This is a genomic window from Corynebacterium sp. UD i78 (assembly GCF_056280545.1).
Genome location: NZ_JBWCED010000001.1, coordinates 1,862,272 through 1,878,715 on the forward strand (window position 1 = coordinate 1,862,272; position 16,444 = coordinate 1,878,715).

Below are 16,444 nucleotides of genomic sequence, written 5' to 3' on the forward strand. Positions count from 1 at the left end.
AGAAGAGTGAGAAGAGTGAGAAGATGAACGGAATCAACACAGACACCCTCGCCGGATTCGCCGCGGACCTGGCGTCCGACGCGTCCTGGAGGGTCGCCCGTAATGCCGCGACGGCCGCGGACGTGCAGAAACTGACCCTCGACCGGGAGATCCTGGCGTCCGCCGACCACTCCATGTCGGTGAAGCTGGACCAGTGGACCGTCGCCGACCAGCAGCGCTCCGGTCGGTGCTGGCTGTTCGCCGGACTGAACTCCGTGCGCGGCGACGCCATGGACGAGACCGGCATCAAGGACCTCGAGTACTCGCAGTCCTGGCTGCACTACTGGGACAAACTGGAGAAAGCGAACTACCTGCTCACCGCGATGGTCGAGCTCGCTGACCGACCGCTCGACGACCGGACTGTCCAGCACCTGCTGGACCACCCGGCCGAGGACGGCGGGCAGTGGAACATGTTCGTCGCGCTGGTCGAGAAGTACGGCATCGTCCCGAAGTACGCCATGCCGGAGACCTGGTCGTCCTCGCATACCGCGAAGATGAACCGCGACATCTCCACCGCCACCCGCACCGGCGCGCTGCGGATCCGCGCCGAGATCGCCGAGGGTGGTGACGGGGCGACCGCTCACCGCGCCGCGCTCGGTGAGGTCCACCGGATCCTCACCGCCCACCTGGGCGTCCCGCCGGAGGAGTTCGTCTGGCAGTACCGCGACAAGAACGACGAGTTCCACCGCGAGGGCACGCTCACCCCGCTGGAGTTCGCGGCGAAGTACGTGCCCGCCGACCTCGGCGAGTACGTCTGCCTGGTCAACGACCCGCGCGACTCCTCCCCCTACGGCGAGAAATTCACCGTCGAGTACCTCGGCAATGTCGTCGGCGCCGCCCCGGTCACCTATCTCAACGCCCCGTCCTCCGTCCTCAAGGACGCCGCGGTCGCCGCGCTCCAGGAAGGACGCCCCGTCTGGTTCGGCTGTGACACCGTCGCCCAGTCCGACCGCGACAAGGGCGTCTGGGACGCACACCTTCACGACTACACCGGCTTCTACCAGGTGGAACTCGGTGTGGAGGCGCTCGACAAGCAGGCCCGTGTCCTCACCGGCGAATCACTGATGACCCACGCCATGGTCATCACCGGCGTGGACCTCGACGAATCCGGTACCCCGGTCAAGTGGCGTGTGGAGAACTCCTGGGGTTCCAAGAACGCCGACAAGGGCTTCTGGACGATGAACGACACTCCGGGCAGCTCATGGTTCGACGAGTACGTCTTCGTCATCGCCGTCCACCCCGACCGGCTGCCGCAGGAGTACCGGGACGCCTGGGCCTCCGACGCCACCCCGCATGTGCTGCCCGCATGGGACCCGATGGGGGCGCTGGCCGACTAGCTGTTTCCAGCGCTCCGGCTAGCGCGCGGCGAGCCGGTGCGAGCTGACGAACGCCCAGACCTCGGTCGTGGCGTCCAGCGAGTAACTCGTCGCCTCCGCGGTGTCACTGGCAGCGGTCCCCTCTGCACCGCCGGAGGTGCCCGTCGAGTCACCTGGCCAGGTATGTCCACCGTCGCCGACCCGGAGGTGGACCACGTCGCGTCCGCTCCGGCACATCGGCCACTGCACCCGGCGCACGTCACCGGCCAGGGCCGTGGACACCGGGTCCGGGGAACAGCCGTTGCGCGCAGCGACCGCCTCCGCCCGCTCGCGGGCCGGCTGGTAGGTCGTGCCGTGCCGGCTTCCTCCCGCGTACCCGATGGTCTCGTCCTGCACCCCGTGGATGTCCAGGAAAGAGGTCGCCGGATTCTCACAGTTGCCGCCGGTGCCCGGGTAGTAGGCGCCGGAGACCGAGGCCGTCGCCGCGAAGATCTCGGGGGCACGGCACGCCAGCTTCGCCGCGAACCCGCCGCCGTTGGACATGCCCGTGGCGTAGATCCGCGAGGCGTCCACGTTGTAGGTGCTGTTCACCGCAGCGAGCATGTCCTTGGTGAAGCCGAGATCCTCACCGTCGGAGGTCTTCGCGTAGGGCGCGCCCTCCCAGGCGTCCCCCACGCCCTGCATGTAGACGACGATCGCCGGCAACTTGTCCAGTGCGGCGAACTTCTGCATGTCGGCCGCGGTCTGGTTGTAGCCCGGGTAGGCGAAGAGCACCGGGGTCGGCGTGTTCGGGTAGTAGTCCTTCGGTACCGAGAGGATCGCGGTGCGGTCCCTGTCACCACTGTGCAGCGTGATCGTCGTGGAGTCGCCGGGGGCGGGGCCGTCGAGCTTCTTCCCCTCACCGATCGGTGCTTCTGCGGCACCGGTCGTCGTATTGTCCGAGCCGGTGATGGCGGCGGACTCGGCGATCCGCTGGTTCCGGTAGGAGTCCAGCACTTCCGGGGCCTCCCCGACCGCCGACTGCGAGGAGACGACGGCCACCCCCGCCGTGAGGGCGAGCGCGAGGACGCCCCCGGAGATCCGGAGGCGACGGTTGCGGAGTCCTGGGCAGGAAGGGCGGTGAGTGGGGTACACCCCACCGTTCTATCGACTCACCGGTGCCAGGTCAACGTGCCACGCTCAGACCTGGTGAGAGCATTCTGTTCATTATGCGGACATTGTGATTTCGAACACTATATTATTCCTCTCATGAGCATCTTCCGCCGGTCCTCCGCCGCTGTCCTCTCCGCCACCGCCGTCACCGCCCTCGCCCTCGGCACCGTCGCCGCCGCAGGTGGCGCCGTCGCCGCCCCGGGCGTCCCACCGTCGATGGTGGACGCCGACCCGTCCATCGCGCAGCCCGCGTCCGACTCCTTCTACACTCCACCCTCCGAGATCCCCGATACCCCGGGGTCGCTGATCCGCTCGCAGTTCGCCCCGCAGCTGCTCGACGCTTTCGACGTGGGGGACGCCCCGGGTCGGGCCGACAAGATCCTGTACACCTCCACCACCCAGGACGGTGAGAAGGTCGCCACCAGTGGTGTGGTCCTGGAACCCACCGGACAGTGGACCGGTAAGGGTCCGACCCCCACCATCGTCTTCGCCCCGGGCACCCGCGGTGCCGGCGACGACTGTGCCCCCTCCCGTGCAGGTGCCCAGTTCGCCGGGGTCAACCTGTCCAACGCCGCGGTGAACCTCAACTACGAGTACCCCTTCTACGCCGCCGCCTCCGCCATGGGCTACCGCGTCATCGTCGCCGACCTCATCGGCCTCGGTACCCCGGGCCAGCACACCTACGTCAACCACACTGAGGAGGGCCACGCCGTCCTCGACGCCGCGCGCGCCGGCCTCGCCCACTCCGGTGCTCCCGCCGACTCCCCGGTCGCCTTCTACGGCTACTCCCAGGGTGGTGGTGCTGCCGCCGGTGCCGCCGAGCACGCGGCGTCCTACGCTCCGGAGCTGAACGTCAAGGGCACCTTCGCCGGTGCCCCGCCGGCCGACCTCGAGTCCGTCGCCGGTGCTATCGACCAGCACGCGATCACCGGTGTGCTCGGCTACGCACTCAACGGCGCCATGGCCCGTCACCCGGAGCTCGCCCCCCTGCAGGATGAGTACTTCAATGCGGAGGGCAAGCGTTTCATGTCCTCCACCGCAGACGAGTGCATCGGAAACTCGGTCTTCAACTGGGCACTGCGAGACACCCGCACCCTGACCAAGGACGGCCGTTCCTTCGCCGAGATCGTCCGTGACGATGAGCGGCTGCGCTCTGTGCTTCTCGACGACAACTACAAGCTGGGCTCGCGGGAGCTGAACGCCCCGATGCTCATGGTCAACGGCCGCAACGACGACACCATCCCCTGGTCCCAGGCCCGCGACACCGCCGCCGACTACTGCTCCTCCGGTGGCACCGTGAAGTTCACGACCGACGAGACCCCGTCGATCCTGCCGAAGTTCGTCATCAACCACGCGGTGCCGATGATCACCCAGGTCGGCACCGGTTTCCAGTACATCAACGACCGCTTCAACGACGTCCCGGCACCGAACAACTGCGGCCAGTTCTAGGAGTTGGTCCCCGTTCCACAGTGGCTTCAGGCAGTGGATCAGGGTCAGCACCGGCGGCGTCACCTGCAGGTCCCGGAACTCCGGGGTCGATGCGGTAGGTGGGGATCTGCCCGAGCGCGCGTGCTTTCCGGCGTCGGGTGATCTCCGACGAGGACGCGGCGACCGTACTGACTCCACCGGCCAGTACCGAGGTATCCGCGTCGTCGACGAAGTACTCCAGCCCCCGCTGCGCCACCGCCGTCCACCCCGACACCACCCAGTGCGGATGCTGCACATGGCACAGCCTCGCCCTGGTCAGCGCGTCCGGCTCATTCGCCGGACCACATGGGTGCGACTGCGCGCCGAGTGAGACGAGTGTGGCGTCCCGCAGATTCTGCTTCGGCACCCACAGGCCGTTGACCTGCCCCATGTGTCTCTGCCACCGATTCGGAGGTCGCCTTCCGCCCGACCTCCTCGAGCCGTACCGGTCGCGGTCACTGCACCACATGCAGCGGGGCGAGGTGCTCCAGGCCGGTCCGCCTGTCCAGTTCCGTCCCCTGGTACCCCGTGGTTCCGCTGCTCCCCGTTCTCCTGTTTCTTCCCCGAAATGCTTTCCCTGTCGATCACTGTACGGTACGGTCGTGAACATGACCGGGGGAATAAGCAACGGGGATTTGTCGGGAAATGTGTCGGATGCGCTGGGTTCGCAGGCGCTCTTGGGAGCGGTGGACGCTTCGCCGCCGGACGGTTGGCGGCGTGTGCTGCACCGCCTGTCACGTGGCCGGGTGAATCCGGGTGAGTCGCAACGTCAGATCGAGGCGCGCGAACTCCGGGAGAGGATAAGGACGCCACTGCGCGGCGACTACCGGATCGCCGTGATGAGCCTCAAAGGTGGTGTCGGCAAGACGACGACCACGGTGGCGCTCGGCGGGATCTTCGCCTCCACCCGCGGTGACCGGGTCGTGGCGGTGGACGCCAACCCGGACCTGGGGACGTTGGCCCGACGGGTCGTGGACACGGACGGTGCGCCGACGGTCCGGGATCTGCTCGCAGTTCCGGACGCCTCGCGGTACCCGCAGGTGAAGGCGTGCATGAGCCAGGCGTCGAGCAGGTTGGAGGTCATCGGTTCCGACCGGGACCCGGCCGTGTCGGAGGCCTTCAGTGAGGATGACTACCGGCGCACCGTCGACATCCTCCAACACCACTACAACATCATTCTCACTGACTGCGGTACCGGCCTGATGCATTCGGCGATGACCGGGGTGCTGGATCTGGCGCACACGCTGGTACTGGTGACGTCGCCGGCGCTCGACGGAGCGCAGTCCGCCGAGGCGACGCTCGACTGGCTGGAGGCGCACGGCCACGGGACACTGGCCGCCAATGCTGTCGTCGTGGTCTCCGGGGCGCATCCGGGGCAGGCGTCGGTGGATCCGGGGGTGCTGGCCACACACTTCGAGTCGCGCACCCGGGCGGTGTGCACGGTGCCCTTCGACCGGCACCTGTCCGAGGGCGCGGTCGTGGACCTGGATCGGCTGCAGCCGGCGACCACGGCGGCGTTCCGGGAGCTGGCGGCGGTTGTCGCGGAAGACTTCGCGTCCTGGCACCGGCACGCAGCAGTGTGACCGGCTGGACTCACGTAGTCACGTATGCAGTCAGAGCGCAGTCAGGGAAAGTGTTACCAGTTCCGGCTGGTGACACCTTTCTGATCCGATGACGGAGCCCACGTCACCGGAAGTCGCGGGAGCGGCCGGCGAGGGCCTGGGCCTCCCCCGCCTCCAGCACCTCGAGGCGGTCGGCCCGCACCGTCGCCGCGCCGTTGCCGTTCTCCACGATCCCGCGCACCATGAGCATCCGCGCACCCGAGGCCACCTCACGCTGCGAGCGCCACAGTCCCGGCGACACCATCACATTGACCAGCCCGGTCTCGTCCTCCATGCCGAGGAAAGTCACCCCACCTGCGGTCATCGGCCGTTGCCGGTGCGTCACCACTCCGGCGACGAGGATGCGGCGTCCGTCCTCCACCGACAGCAGCGAGGACGCCGGCACCACAGGGAACGGCCCCGGCCAGGCGTCCAGCCGCTCCCGGAGCAGCCGCACCGGATGCCCGTCGGTGGTGACCCCCGTCGCGGCGATATCGGCCGCGGCCAGCTCGAAGGCACTCATCCCCGGCAGCGCCGGGGTCGACGCCACGGACGTCCCCGGCAGCATCCCGGGCCGTTCCGTCGCAGCCTGGCCCGCGGCCCACACCGCCTGACGCCGTGTCAGCCCGAGGGAGTCGCAGGCTCCGGCGCGTGCCAGTGCCACGACCCGGTCCACGCCCAGCCCGGCCTCACGCGACAGGTCAGCGACCGTCTGGAACTCACCGACCCGGTCACGGGCCTCCACCAGGTCAGACGCCGCCTCGTCCCCGAGTCCACGCACGGATGCCAGCCCGGGGCGGATCGCCCACACCGCAGCGTCGCTCCCGGCGTCCTCCACCTTCTCGACACCGGCCTCCACACCGGAGACGTTGACGTCCACCGGTAGAACAGGGACGCCGTGGCGCCGGGCGTCCGAGATCAGCGACTGCGGTGAATAGAAGCCCATGGGTTGGGCGCGCAGCAGCGCCACGCAGAACTCCGCGGGGTGGTGGCACTTGAACCAGGCGGAGAAGTAGACCAGCGAGGCGAAGGACTGTGCGTGGGACTCCGGGAAACCGTAGGACGCGAAGGCGATGATCTTGTCCCACAGCCGCTCCGCCACCTCCCCGACCAGGCCGTTGAGCTCGGCACAGCCGGCGAGGAACCGGGAACGCATCCGCTCCATCTTCTCCGGTGAGCGCTTCGAGCCCATGGCGCGGCGCAGCGTATCCGCCTCAGCCGGGCTGAACCCGGCGGCGACGACGGCGAGCTGCATGAGCTGTTCCTGGAACAGCGGGATGCCCAGGGTGCGCTTCAGCACCGGTTCCAGGCAGGGATGGTCGTAGGTGACCTCCTCCTCGCCGTTGCGTCGCCGGATGTAGGGGTGCACCGAGCCGCCCTGGATCGGGCCGGGCCGGATGAGCGACACCTCCACCACCAGGTCGTAGAAGGTCCGGGGTTTCAGCCGCGGCAGGGTCGCGAGCTGGGCACGGGACTCGACCTGGAACACGCCCACCGCGTCCGCCCGCGAGAGCATGGCGTAGACCTCCGGGTCGGTCGGGGTGAGCTGCCACAGTTCGATGCGTTCCCCCGTCGTCTCCTCGACAAGGTCCACACAGTGGTGCAGCGCCTCGAGCATGCCGAGGCCGAGCAGGTCGAACTTCACCAGGCCGACGGCGGCACAGTCGTCCTTGTCCCACTGCACCACCGAACGGTCGGTCTTGCGCGCCCATTCCACCGGCACGACGTCAGCCACCGGCCGATCGCAGATGACCATGCCGCCGGAGTGGATCCCGAGGTGGCGGGGCTGGTCGACGAGCTGGGACGCCAGGTCGGTGACCACCTCGGGCGGGTCCTCCACCTTGCGCGACCAGGCGTCCACCCGTCCGGGGTCGTGGCCCAGCGCCCGGGCGGCGTCCCGCAACGCACCTTTGCGCCGGTAGGTGATGACATTGGCGACCTGGGCGGCGTTGTCGCGACCGTACTGACGGTAGACGTACTGGATGGCCTCCTCGCGGCGGGTCGATTCGATGTCGAGGTCGATGTCCGGCGGGCCGTCCCGCTCCGGGGAGAGGAACCGTTCGAACAGAAGGTCGGCGGCGACGGCGTCCACGTTGGTGATCCCGAGGGCGAAGCAGACCGCGGAGTTCGCCGCCGAGCCGCGGCCCTGGCAGAAGATGTCGGAGCGTCGGCAGAAGTCGACGATGCCGTGGACGATGAGGAAGTAGCCGGGGAAGCCGAGGCCCTCGATGACCTCCAGTTCGTGGTCGATGACCTCCCATGCGCGGGGATTGGCGGCCCGGCTGCCGTAGCGTTCCTCCCCTCCCCGGCGGGTGAGCTCGACCAGCCAGCCCATGTCGGTGTATCCCTCGGGCACGTCGGCGTGCGGCAGTTCCGGGGCGACGAGGTTGAGGGTGAAGGTGCACTCGGCGGCCACCTCCACACTGGTCGCCACGGCCTCTCGCAGCCAGGCACAGTCTCCGGCCATCGCCAGCATCTCCTCGCCGGAGTGCAGCCAGGAGCCGCCGAGCGGGTGGGTCACAGGTGCCGCGTCATGGACGTCGAGGCGGTCGTGCAGCGCAGCCTTCGCCCCGGCCAGCCGGGAGGACGCCGGGGTCGGGCAGGTGGCAGCGGTCGACACGATCTCGCGCAGGCCGTGGGAGACGGCGAGGTCGTGGAGGGCGGCGTTGCGGTCGGCGTCCGCCGGACTCATGGTGAGCTGCAGTTCAATGACGCAGTGTGCGGTCCCGAAGGAGTCGATGATGCGGGACGCCGCGTCCCGGTTCCGGTGGTCGATGAGGACGAGCCAGTGGCCGTCTGCCTGCGCGGCGAGGACCGGCAGGTCAGGGTAGGTCAGTGTCTCCTTGTCGCGGTGGCCGCCGGTGCCGAGGTGGGCGTCGGTGAGGACGTGGGACAGTCGCCGGTAGCCTTCCTGGCCACGGCACAGGACGGTGAGCGGTGCAGTGTCGATGTTGTCCCCGGTGCCGTCGAGACTGAGCTCGGCACCGAAGACGGTGGCCAACCCCTGTTCAGCGGCGGCGGTGGCGAAGCGGGCGGCACCGTAGAAGCCGTCCCGGTCTACGAGGGCCAGGGCGGTGAGACCGAGACGTCGGGCGGTGGCGACCATGTCGTCGGGCTCACCGGCACCACGGAGGAAGTTGTAGGACCCTGCCGCATGGAGCTCGGCGAAGGGGATCGTGGAGGACGCCGTCTCCGGGGCGTCCTGCCGTGTCTTCCACAACGTCTCGCGTCCTCCCTCACCGAAGCCGACGGCGTGGAGCGGGCCGGCGTCCTTCCCGGAGAGCAGGCGCTCCAGCCGCGACCAGCTGAGGGCTGCGTGGTTGCTGAAACTGCGCGGACGGTCGTTCACATGTTCGATACTAGCGCGGAGCTGCCGGATTTCCGTCCACCTCGAACGGAACTCAACTAGACAGAGCGGTTCATTACGCGGTACTACTACTACAATCGTCCCGACACCGTCCGGGTACTGACGTTTCCGGCATCACCAGCACAGGAGAACCCATGCACATCCGCCGCAACCCGCTGATCCGCACCGCGGCCGCAGTCACCGTCACCCTCGGCCTCACCGCCGGGGTCACCGCCTGCGCGTCCGATGACAGCGACAGTGGAACCATCGTCATCGGCTCCACCGAGGCCAGCCAGAGCCAGTGGAAGGTCTTCAAGGAGAAGGCTTCCGAGGCCGGCCTCGACGTGGAGGTCACACCGTTCAGCGACTACAACATGCCGAACAAGGCCCTGGACGAGGGCGACCTGGACGTCAACCAGTTCCAGCACATCCAGTTCCTCGCGCAGTACAACGTCGAGTCCGGTACCGACCTCAAGGTCCTCGGCGCCACCGAGATCTTCCCGATGGGCATCTACTCCAAGGAGGCCAAGACCGTCGAGGACATCGAGAAGGCCGGCGAGGTCGTCATCCCCAATGACAACACCAACGGTGGCCGTGCCATCTTCGTGCTCGAGAAGGCCGGTCTGGTCACCCTGAAGTCCGATGACGTCGTCGCCCCGACACCGGCGGACATCGACACCGCCAAGTCCAAGGTGAAGGTCAATGCCGTTGCCGCCGAACAGACCGCCATCGCCTACAACGACGGTGCGATTGCCGCGATCAACAACAACTTCATGATCAACGCCGGCGTCACCCCGGATGACGCGATCATCAAGGATGACCCGGATGACGAGGCCGCCGCCCCGTACATCAACGTCTGGGCCGCCCGCGCCGATGACGTCGACAACGAGGACTACCTCAAACTCGTCGAGATCTTCCACGACCCCGAGGTCCAGAAGGCCGTCCAGGAGGACACCTCCGGTTCCGCCGTCGAGGTCACCGGCAAGTCCCAGGACGAGCTCAACAAGATCCTCGAGGACACCGAGGAGCAGTTCCGCGAGCAGGGAACCAGCGAGGACTGATGAGCACCGGCACCGAAGTAGAATTCCGGAACGTCAACAAGACGTTCCGCCAGGGCAAGAAGGAGATCGTCGCCCTCGACGACGTCTCCATCACCGTCTCCGGCGGGTCCATCGTCGGCATCATCGGCTACTCCGGTGCCGGCAAGTCCACCCTGGTCCGTCAGATCAACGGGTTGGACGTCCCCGACAACGGTGAGATCCTGCTCGACGGCAAGAACATCGTCGGGTACTCCGAGCGCAAGCTCCGCGAGGTCCGCAGCGACATCGGGATGATCTTCCAGCAGTTCAACCTGCTGACCTCCCGTACCGTCGCCGGTAATATCGCCTACCCCCTGAAGCTGCGGGGCATGGACAAGGCCGGGCGCGAGACCCGGGTGAAGGAGCTCCTCGAGTTCGTCGGCCTGGCCGACAAGGGGAAGTCCTGGCCCGAGCAGCTCTCGGGTGGACAGAAGCAGCGTGTGGGCATCGCCCGTGCACTGGCGACCAACCCCTCCCTGCTGCTCGCCGACGAGGCGACCTCCGCACTGGACCCCTCCACCACCCACGAGGTGCTGGAGTTGCTGCGCAAGGTCAACGAGGAGTTCGGTATCACCATCGTGGTCATCACCCACGAGATGGAGGTCGTCCGCACCATCGCCGACGCGGTCGTCGTGATGCAGAACGGCCGCGTCGTGGAGCAGGGCAGCGTCTACGACGTCTTCTCGAACCCGCAGACCGACACAGCGGCGAACTTCGTCGCCACGTCCCTGCGCAACACCCCGGACCTCGTGGAGGCCTCCGACCTCAACACCGGTGTGGGACGTCTGTTCACGGTCACCATGAAGGAGGGCGCCGGATTCTTCCACGCTGTCTCCGAGGTCGAGCGGGCGGGCGTGTCCGTGAACATCGTCCACGGTGGTGTCACCACGCTGCAGTCCCACTCCTTCGGTCGTCTCACCGTGCGGATGACCGCCGAGGATGACGCCGGGAAGGACGCCGTGGAGAACTTCTACCGCGCCCTGTCCACCACGACCGAGATCGAGGAGATCCGATGACTGACACTCTCGACACTCTCGTGCTCGCCAAGGACACCGACTGGGACTATCTGTCCCCCATCTTCCAGGACGCCATCGGCGAGACGCTGTACATGGCGATCTGGGGTCTGGTCGGCGGTGGTCTGGCCGGCCTGATCATCGGCATTCTGCTGTACACCACCCGCAAGGGCGGCGTGCTGGCCAACCGGCCGACGTTCTGGACCCTCAACGTGCTGGTCAACATTGTCCGGCCGGTCCCGTTCATCATCCTGCTGACCGCCCTCGGTCCGCTGACGAAGGTCGTGGTCGGATCGATCCTCGGCATCAACGCCGCAACTTTCGCGATCATCATCGCCGCCGCCTTCGGCGCCGCCCGTATCGTCGAGCAGAACCTCGTGAGCATCGACCCCGGTGTGATCGAGGCGGCACGGGCGATGGGCGCGTCGCCGCTGCGGATCATCTTCACGGTGATCATCCCCGAGGCGCTCGGCCCGCTGATCCTCGGCGCGACGTTCATGTTCATCGCCATCGTCGACATGTCCGCCATGGCAGGCTACGTCGGCGCCGGCGGCCTGGGCGACTTCGCCATCCAGTACGGCTACCGTGCCTTCGACAACAACGTCACCTACGTGACCCTGGTCGTGATCATCGTCATCGTCCAGATCGCGCAGCTCTTCGGTAACTGGCTGGCGCGCAGGATCATGCGCCGCTAGAGCAACCGTTTTCTTCCGGCATTCAACCCCGCCAGGTCGTTCACACCGACCCGGCGGGGTTGTCTGCTGTCGGTGGGCATGACCTGACCAGGGGCCGTATCCGGGGGTGTCCTGTCTATGGCCGGCGAAACTACCGTGGAAACCATGAACATCTACCGACCGACCAGAATCTCCGGGGCACTCGCGTCCCTGGTGGTCGTCGGTGGGCTCCTCGCCTGTTCCGGTGACGACGGGACAGACGGGGACGCCACCACCACCGCAGACCCCACCGACACCGTGACGCAGACGGTCACGGACAGGGTGACGGACACTCCGGAGGACCCCGGCACCACAGACAACCCGGGCTATCCCGGTGACGGTGACGACACCGACGACTCCGAGGAACCTTCTCCCCCATCCCAGGGGCCACCTGAGGACACGATGCCCGGCCCCGGGACCCGGCTCGACATCACCGAGGTCCGCGCCGGCACCCACGACGGCTACGACCGCATCGTCCTCGAGATGGACGGCACCGGCACCCCGGGTTCCGCCCTGCGTCTCACCGAGAACCCCACCGCCGACGGTTCCGGCTTCCCTGTGGAGTACACCGGCGCCCAGGCACTTACCGTCGCCGTCCACGGCATCACCTACAACGGCGTGGAGCCCTCGGTCACCGGCATCCCGGCAGGCTCCGTCGCCTCAGTGAAGGCCATGGGCGCCTTCGAGGGGACCCAGCTCCTCGTCATCGGCCTCACCGACGGCGACATCACACTCGACGACATCTCCGCCACCACCCTGGACGACCCCACCCGCCTGGTCATCGACATCAGGCGGTGACGTCAGGCAGTGACGTCAGCGGCCAGCTCCACCACCTCGGTGGCGACCCAGGACCGCCCCTCCTTCGGCTTGTCGCCGCAGGAGGACATCACCGGGTAGCAGCGCTGCGACTCCAGGGTCACCCGCCATGAGCGGGCGTCCTCGCCAGTTCCCCGCGCCACCAACAACGGGGCGTCCTTCCGGCTCTTCGTGGGACGCCGCTCCCCTGCCCCACCGGCGACACCGGTCCTCGCGTAGGCGCTGTACTTCCCGTACCTGCTGTACCTGCCGTAGACGCCGTGGGCGACCGCGGCCTCCTTCACCGCCCGCTCGTAGTCGTAGACGGGCTGGAAGTACCCCTGGCGCTTGAGCGCCTTGAGTTCCTCGTAGCGTCCGGTGATCTTCATCTCGATGCGCTGGGTCATCAGTTCCCCGGCCCGGCGGCGCAGCTCTTCGGGCACCATCGCGGCGACGGCCGCGTAGGTCTCTGCGGGGTCAGGGGTATCAGTGGCCGACGTGGCCGGGGTGGTGGCCCGCTCCGGTTCCTCCGACGCGACCGGAGCGTCCAGCGGATGCTCGCTGTACTCCAGGTACGGCGCCACCTGCAGCTCACCGGGTGCCGCAGGATCCCCCGCCTCAGCCAGCACCGCGGCGACGGCGAGTTCGGCGACCTGGGCTCGGGAGTCGAGCGTCCCACGGCCACGGTTGCCGGTGACCGGGAGTCGCCCGGCGAGGACATCGTCGAGCATGGCCGACGCGCCGGGGAGGTCGAGGGTGCCGAAGGAGTAGTTCCACGGCAGCAGGATCATCGACGGGGCGAAGCGGTGCCCCTTGGTGTGGGAGGACTCCCACGCGATCTCCGGATAGGCCCGGTGCAGCCCACCGGCCAGCGGACGCCCCTTCACCGCGCAGCACATGTCGCGCTTGCCGTGGGTGCAGACCAGCAGCAGCGGGTGGTCGACCCGCACAGCCCCGGGCACCGAGCCGGGCGTGGACAGGTCGACCTGCAGCAGATCCTCCGGGCTTCCCAGTTCGAGGTACTCGAGTGTCGGAGGCTCGGCGGTCGCGTCGGCGATGTAGAGGGCCACGCGGTCCCGCTCCTGCTGCCCGGCCCGGCCGGGACGCCGGATGAACTGCAGCTGGGCGCGGTAGGTCTTGAGGTACCGCTTGATCTGCCCGGTGAGTTCCTTACCGAGCGCCTCGCCATCGAGGATGTCCCTACCCCACCCGCGGGTGTACTCCAGGGCGAGGATGAGGCCGCCGGACTTGGCGGTGCCGGGCAGCGGCTCCACGGTCACGTCGGAGCACGACTGCGACGTGCCTGACCGGGGATTTCGTATGGTGGACATACCTGCAGATTCTAGTAGCTCCCCTCGATGATCCAGGAACTGTCACGGCACAGCAGCAGATGCGCCCCGGGTTCGTCGGTCGCGATCTGCAGCCGGGCGTAGCGACGGGCGGAGGGCGCGTCCCACCAGCGTTCATCGACCGGCCACGGTCCGGCCCAGCCGGTGACGGCCACACTCCTGCCTCCCCGGTCACTCCGATCACCACGCACCAGCCGGTCCGGGGCGGCACTGAGCAGCCCACGTCCGCTGACCTGCACCTCCGCACCGGTCCCGTCGAGCAGGTGGACCTTCCCGCCTCCGGACGCCAGCAGCCCGGGCAACGGTGCAGGCACCGCGCCCTCCCAGTGCCGGGTGGGCAGGGCCTGCACCTCCTCGGGATCCTCCTCGCCGTAGGGCACGGTGACGACACCTCCGGTGACGGTGTACCCGCCCCGGTGTACCGGACGCAGCACCGCCCGGGTACCGATGAGTGCCTGGGCCCGGGCGGCGGCGGCCCGGGCGGCACGGATACCGTCGTCTGGTCCACCCCACAGGGTCTCGACGACATCCCCGGCCGGGACGCACTCGACCGGGATCAGGGTGACCGAACGGATACCTGCGGCGTCCGCTGTGCCGTCGCTGCTGTCACTGCTGTCACTGCTGTGGTCACTACCGCCGCCGCGCCCGTTGACCCTGGTCAGCCACCCGTCGAGCTGCCACCGGATCCGCTGGGCGGTGTCCTCCTCCCCCAGCGGCTCCCGGCACCGCCACAGCCGTTCCACACTGGCCGGCCCGGCGTAGCTCTCCGGCGGCGCGAGCGTGGCCGTCACCGACAGTCGCAGACAGGCCGACCCGGCGGCGGCGAGTGCGGCGTGCAGTTGAGCTGCGGCCCGCCGGGCGAGGAAGGCGGCCGCCTCGGTCGAAGTCACCGGTTCATCCGGTTCCACGTGGACCTGTGGCTGCCCGGTGACCTGTACCGGAGAGACGGTGCGTTCGGGTTCCCCCGCGGCGATACGGTGCCAGGTGGCGGCGTCCGCTCCGAAGCGTCCGACGACATCGCGACGCGGCAGGGCGGCGAAGTCCGCGAGCGTGCGGATGCCCAGGTCGGACAAGGTCTCCACCATCACCGTCGGCGCACCGAGTACCGGTTCTGCGGTGAGAATGCCGACCGGCTGCGTGGCTACCCACGCCGCCGACGCCCCGGGGGCGAGCACAGTCCCGGTGAAGGACGCCCACACGGCCGTCACCAGGTCATCGGCGACACCGGGGACACAGTCCACACCGGCACGGGCGGCGGCGTCCACCAGCAGTTCCACCGCCTGTTCCTCGGAGCCGTAGTAGCGGGTCAGCGACCCGGCGGGCACAGCGAGCAGTCCGGGACGCAACGTCTCCACCGACGCGGTGACCTGCTCCAGGCCGGTGAGTACCTCCTCATGGGCGGTGGCCTCTGCCTCGGCGTCCTCTTCGGCGACGGTCAGGGACGGGCAGACGCCGAGAGCGTGCCGGGCCTTCATTCCGACCTTCACCCCGGCGTGCCGGGCGGCCCTGTTGGCTGCGGCGATCCGGTGGTTGTCGACCACCGCCGCCGGAGCGAGCAGGTCCCAGCCCTGCGCCCAGGCGATGACGTACACCGGCCAGTCCGGGAACCGCAGTGCGATGGTCCTCACAGCGCACGCTCCAGCAGACGGGAGGATGTCGCAGGCTGCGTCACGGACCCGCCGAGACTCTCCCGGAAGCTCACCGGCGGCTGGCCCTGACCGCGGGCCCGACCGGTGAGGGTCACACCACGGATCCGTCCGGAGCCCCGTCCCAGGCCGGTGACGCCGTCCACCCGCCAGTCGAGGTGCAGTCGGGCTCCCGGCCAACCACCGATGACCACGAGAGCACAGCTGCTGCGGCGCAACCGGGCGTCCACCGGGCGGGCTGCGGTGGGAGCCACGGGTTTCACCGTGTGGTGCAGGACCAGGTCCAGGCCCTCCACAAGGGTGCCGAGCACTGCACCGGTGTGCGGCGACGGGTCGGGGATGACGACAGTCCGGTCGAGGTCCCCGCCGGCCGCCTCCACCGCGGCGAGGGCGAGCTGCGGGTAGCCGACCACGGCCGCGCACCCGCCGGACGCGGTGACCGTGGCGAGGACATCGATGAGGGCTGCGGGGCAGTCGGCGGCGTCGGTGACCGCACCACGGGGCAAGCCGCCGCGGGTGAGGTGGCGTCCCAGCCAGGAGGGGACGCCGAGAGCGTCGGACGCCGGGGAGACCGGGTGGTCAACGGGGGTCACCTCCTGCAGCGGTCCGGGCGTCGGAGCAGCCTGCGGCTCCCCGGTGATGAGGGTGATCCGACGACGCAGGTCATCGACCACATCAGCGAGTGGAGCATCTGCCTTCTCCGCCACGTCAACCATGCCGACAACCTCCTTGTCACTTGTTCTGAACTGGTGATTTGCAGTCCCCACCGTTGTACCGTGGGCGCCGGACAGTGCCGTATCAGCCGGTATAGACCATCAAACACCCGTTCGATATACATCGTCAAACCCCCTTGTCACAGTCGGGGATCGTCCGTGGTTCCGGGGGCGCATGCACTTTCAACCGTTTCAGGAGAACACCATGCCCGCGC

13 protein-coding genes are annotated in these 16,444 nt (G+C 68.5%); 7 read left to right on the top strand and 6 right to left on the bottom strand.

The window, feature by feature from the left end; translation table 11 throughout:
- The first annotated feature begins 23 nt into the window (after positions 1 to 23).
- Positions 24 to 1,376, top strand: a complete 1,353-nt coding sequence (locus ACZ9GM_RS08775; protein WP_291474155.1) for a C1 family peptidase — start codon at positions 24 to 26, stop codon at positions 1,374 to 1,376.
- Positions 1,377 to 1,394: 18 nt separating this feature from the next.
- On the opposite strand, the gene ACZ9GM_RS08780 is transcribed toward ACZ9GM_RS08775, so the two are convergent.
- Positions 1,395 to 2,489, bottom strand: coding sequence for a CE1 family esterase (locus ACZ9GM_RS08780; protein ID WP_291474034.1), 1,095 nt, complete (start codon positions 2,487 to 2,489; stop codon positions 1,395 to 1,397).
- Between the two features lie 114 nt (positions 2,490 to 2,603).
- Here ACZ9GM_RS08780 and ACZ9GM_RS08785 point away from each other — a divergent pair, with 114 nt between their 5' ends.
- Positions 2,604 to 3,956, top strand: coding sequence for a lipase family protein (locus ACZ9GM_RS08785; protein WP_476037666.1), 1,353 nt, complete (start codon positions 2,604 to 2,606; stop codon positions 3,954 to 3,956).
- Here ACZ9GM_RS08785 and ACZ9GM_RS08790 read toward each other — a convergent pair.
- Entirely contained in the window at positions 3,916 to 4,365 is a 450-nt protein-coding gene (locus ACZ9GM_RS08790; RefSeq protein WP_476037667.1) for a hypothetical protein, read from the bottom strand. The genes ACZ9GM_RS08785 and ACZ9GM_RS08790 overlap by 41 nt on opposite strands.
- A 217-nt stretch (positions 4,366 to 4,582) precedes the next feature.
- On the opposite strand from ACZ9GM_RS08790, the gene ACZ9GM_RS08795 reads away from it, so the two are divergent.
- Complete coding sequence (locus ACZ9GM_RS08795) at positions 4,583 to 5,557, top strand: MinD/ParA family ATP-binding protein (RefSeq protein WP_291474036.1); 975 nt, start codon at positions 4,583 to 4,585, stop codon at positions 5,555 to 5,557.
- Between the two features lie 103 nt (positions 5,558 to 5,660).
- On the opposite strand, the gene ACZ9GM_RS08800 is transcribed toward ACZ9GM_RS08795, so the two are convergent.
- Positions 5,661 to 8,924 (bottom strand): error-prone DNA polymerase, encoded by a 3,264-nt coding sequence (locus tag ACZ9GM_RS08800; protein WP_476037668.1) that lies wholly within the window; start codon positions 8,922 to 8,924, stop codon positions 5,661 to 5,663.
- Positions 8,925 to 9,076: 152 nt separating this feature from the next.
- Here ACZ9GM_RS08800 and ACZ9GM_RS08805 point away from each other — a divergent pair, with 152 nt between their 5' ends.
- The 4 genes from ACZ9GM_RS08805 (at position 9,077) to ACZ9GM_RS08820 (ending at position 12,524) form a co-directional block, all read left to right on the top strand.
- Positions 9,077 to 9,982 (top strand): MetQ/NlpA family ABC transporter substrate-binding protein, encoded by a 906-nt coding sequence (locus ACZ9GM_RS08805; protein WP_476037669.1) that lies wholly within the window; start codon positions 9,077 to 9,079, stop codon positions 9,980 to 9,982.
- Positions 9,982 to 11,016: a methionine ABC transporter ATP-binding protein gene (locus ACZ9GM_RS08810; RefSeq protein WP_476037670.1), complete on the top strand. Its 1,035-nt coding sequence runs from the start codon at positions 9,982 to 9,984 to the stop codon at positions 11,014 to 11,016. Before ACZ9GM_RS08805 ends, ACZ9GM_RS08810 begins: the two co-directional genes overlap by 1 nt.
- Positions 11,013 to 11,708 (top strand): methionine ABC transporter permease, encoded by a 696-nt coding sequence (locus ACZ9GM_RS08815; RefSeq protein WP_291474039.1) that lies wholly within the window; start codon positions 11,013 to 11,015, stop codon positions 11,706 to 11,708. Before ACZ9GM_RS08810 ends, ACZ9GM_RS08815 begins: the two co-directional genes overlap by 4 nt.
- A gap of 144 nt (positions 11,709 to 11,852) precedes the next feature.
- The gene (locus ACZ9GM_RS08820) at positions 11,853 to 12,524 is read left to right on the top strand and encodes an AMIN-like domain-containing (lipo)protein (RefSeq protein ID WP_291474040.1); all 672 of its coding nucleotides are present in this window, start codon (positions 11,853 to 11,855) and stop codon (positions 12,522 to 12,524) included.
- Positions 12,525 to 12,526: 2 nt separating this feature from the next.
- Here the strand turns inward: ACZ9GM_RS08820 and ACZ9GM_RS08825 are convergent, their stop codons facing one another.
- From ACZ9GM_RS08825 to ACZ9GM_RS08835, 3 genes are read right to left on the bottom strand one after another with little or no spacing between them, the layout of a single operon-like run.
- The gene (locus ACZ9GM_RS08825) at positions 12,527 to 13,852 is read right to left on the bottom strand and encodes a sucrase ferredoxin (RefSeq protein WP_476037671.1); all 1,326 of its coding nucleotides are present in this window, start codon (positions 13,850 to 13,852) and stop codon (positions 12,527 to 12,529) included.
- Between the two features lie 11 nt (positions 13,853 to 13,863).
- Positions 13,864 to 15,498, bottom strand: coding sequence for a Y-family DNA polymerase (locus ACZ9GM_RS08830; RefSeq protein ID WP_291474042.1), 1,635 nt, complete (start codon positions 15,496 to 15,498; stop codon positions 13,864 to 13,866).
- Positions 15,495 to 16,232 carry a hypothetical protein gene (locus ACZ9GM_RS08835; RefSeq protein WP_291474043.1) on the bottom strand — a complete coding sequence of 246 codons (738 nt, stop codon included), beginning with the start codon at positions 16,230 to 16,232 and terminating at the stop codon, positions 15,495 to 15,497. Before ACZ9GM_RS08835 ends, ACZ9GM_RS08830 begins: the two co-directional genes overlap by 4 nt.
- Positions 16,233 to 16,444: the final 212 nt, after the last annotated feature.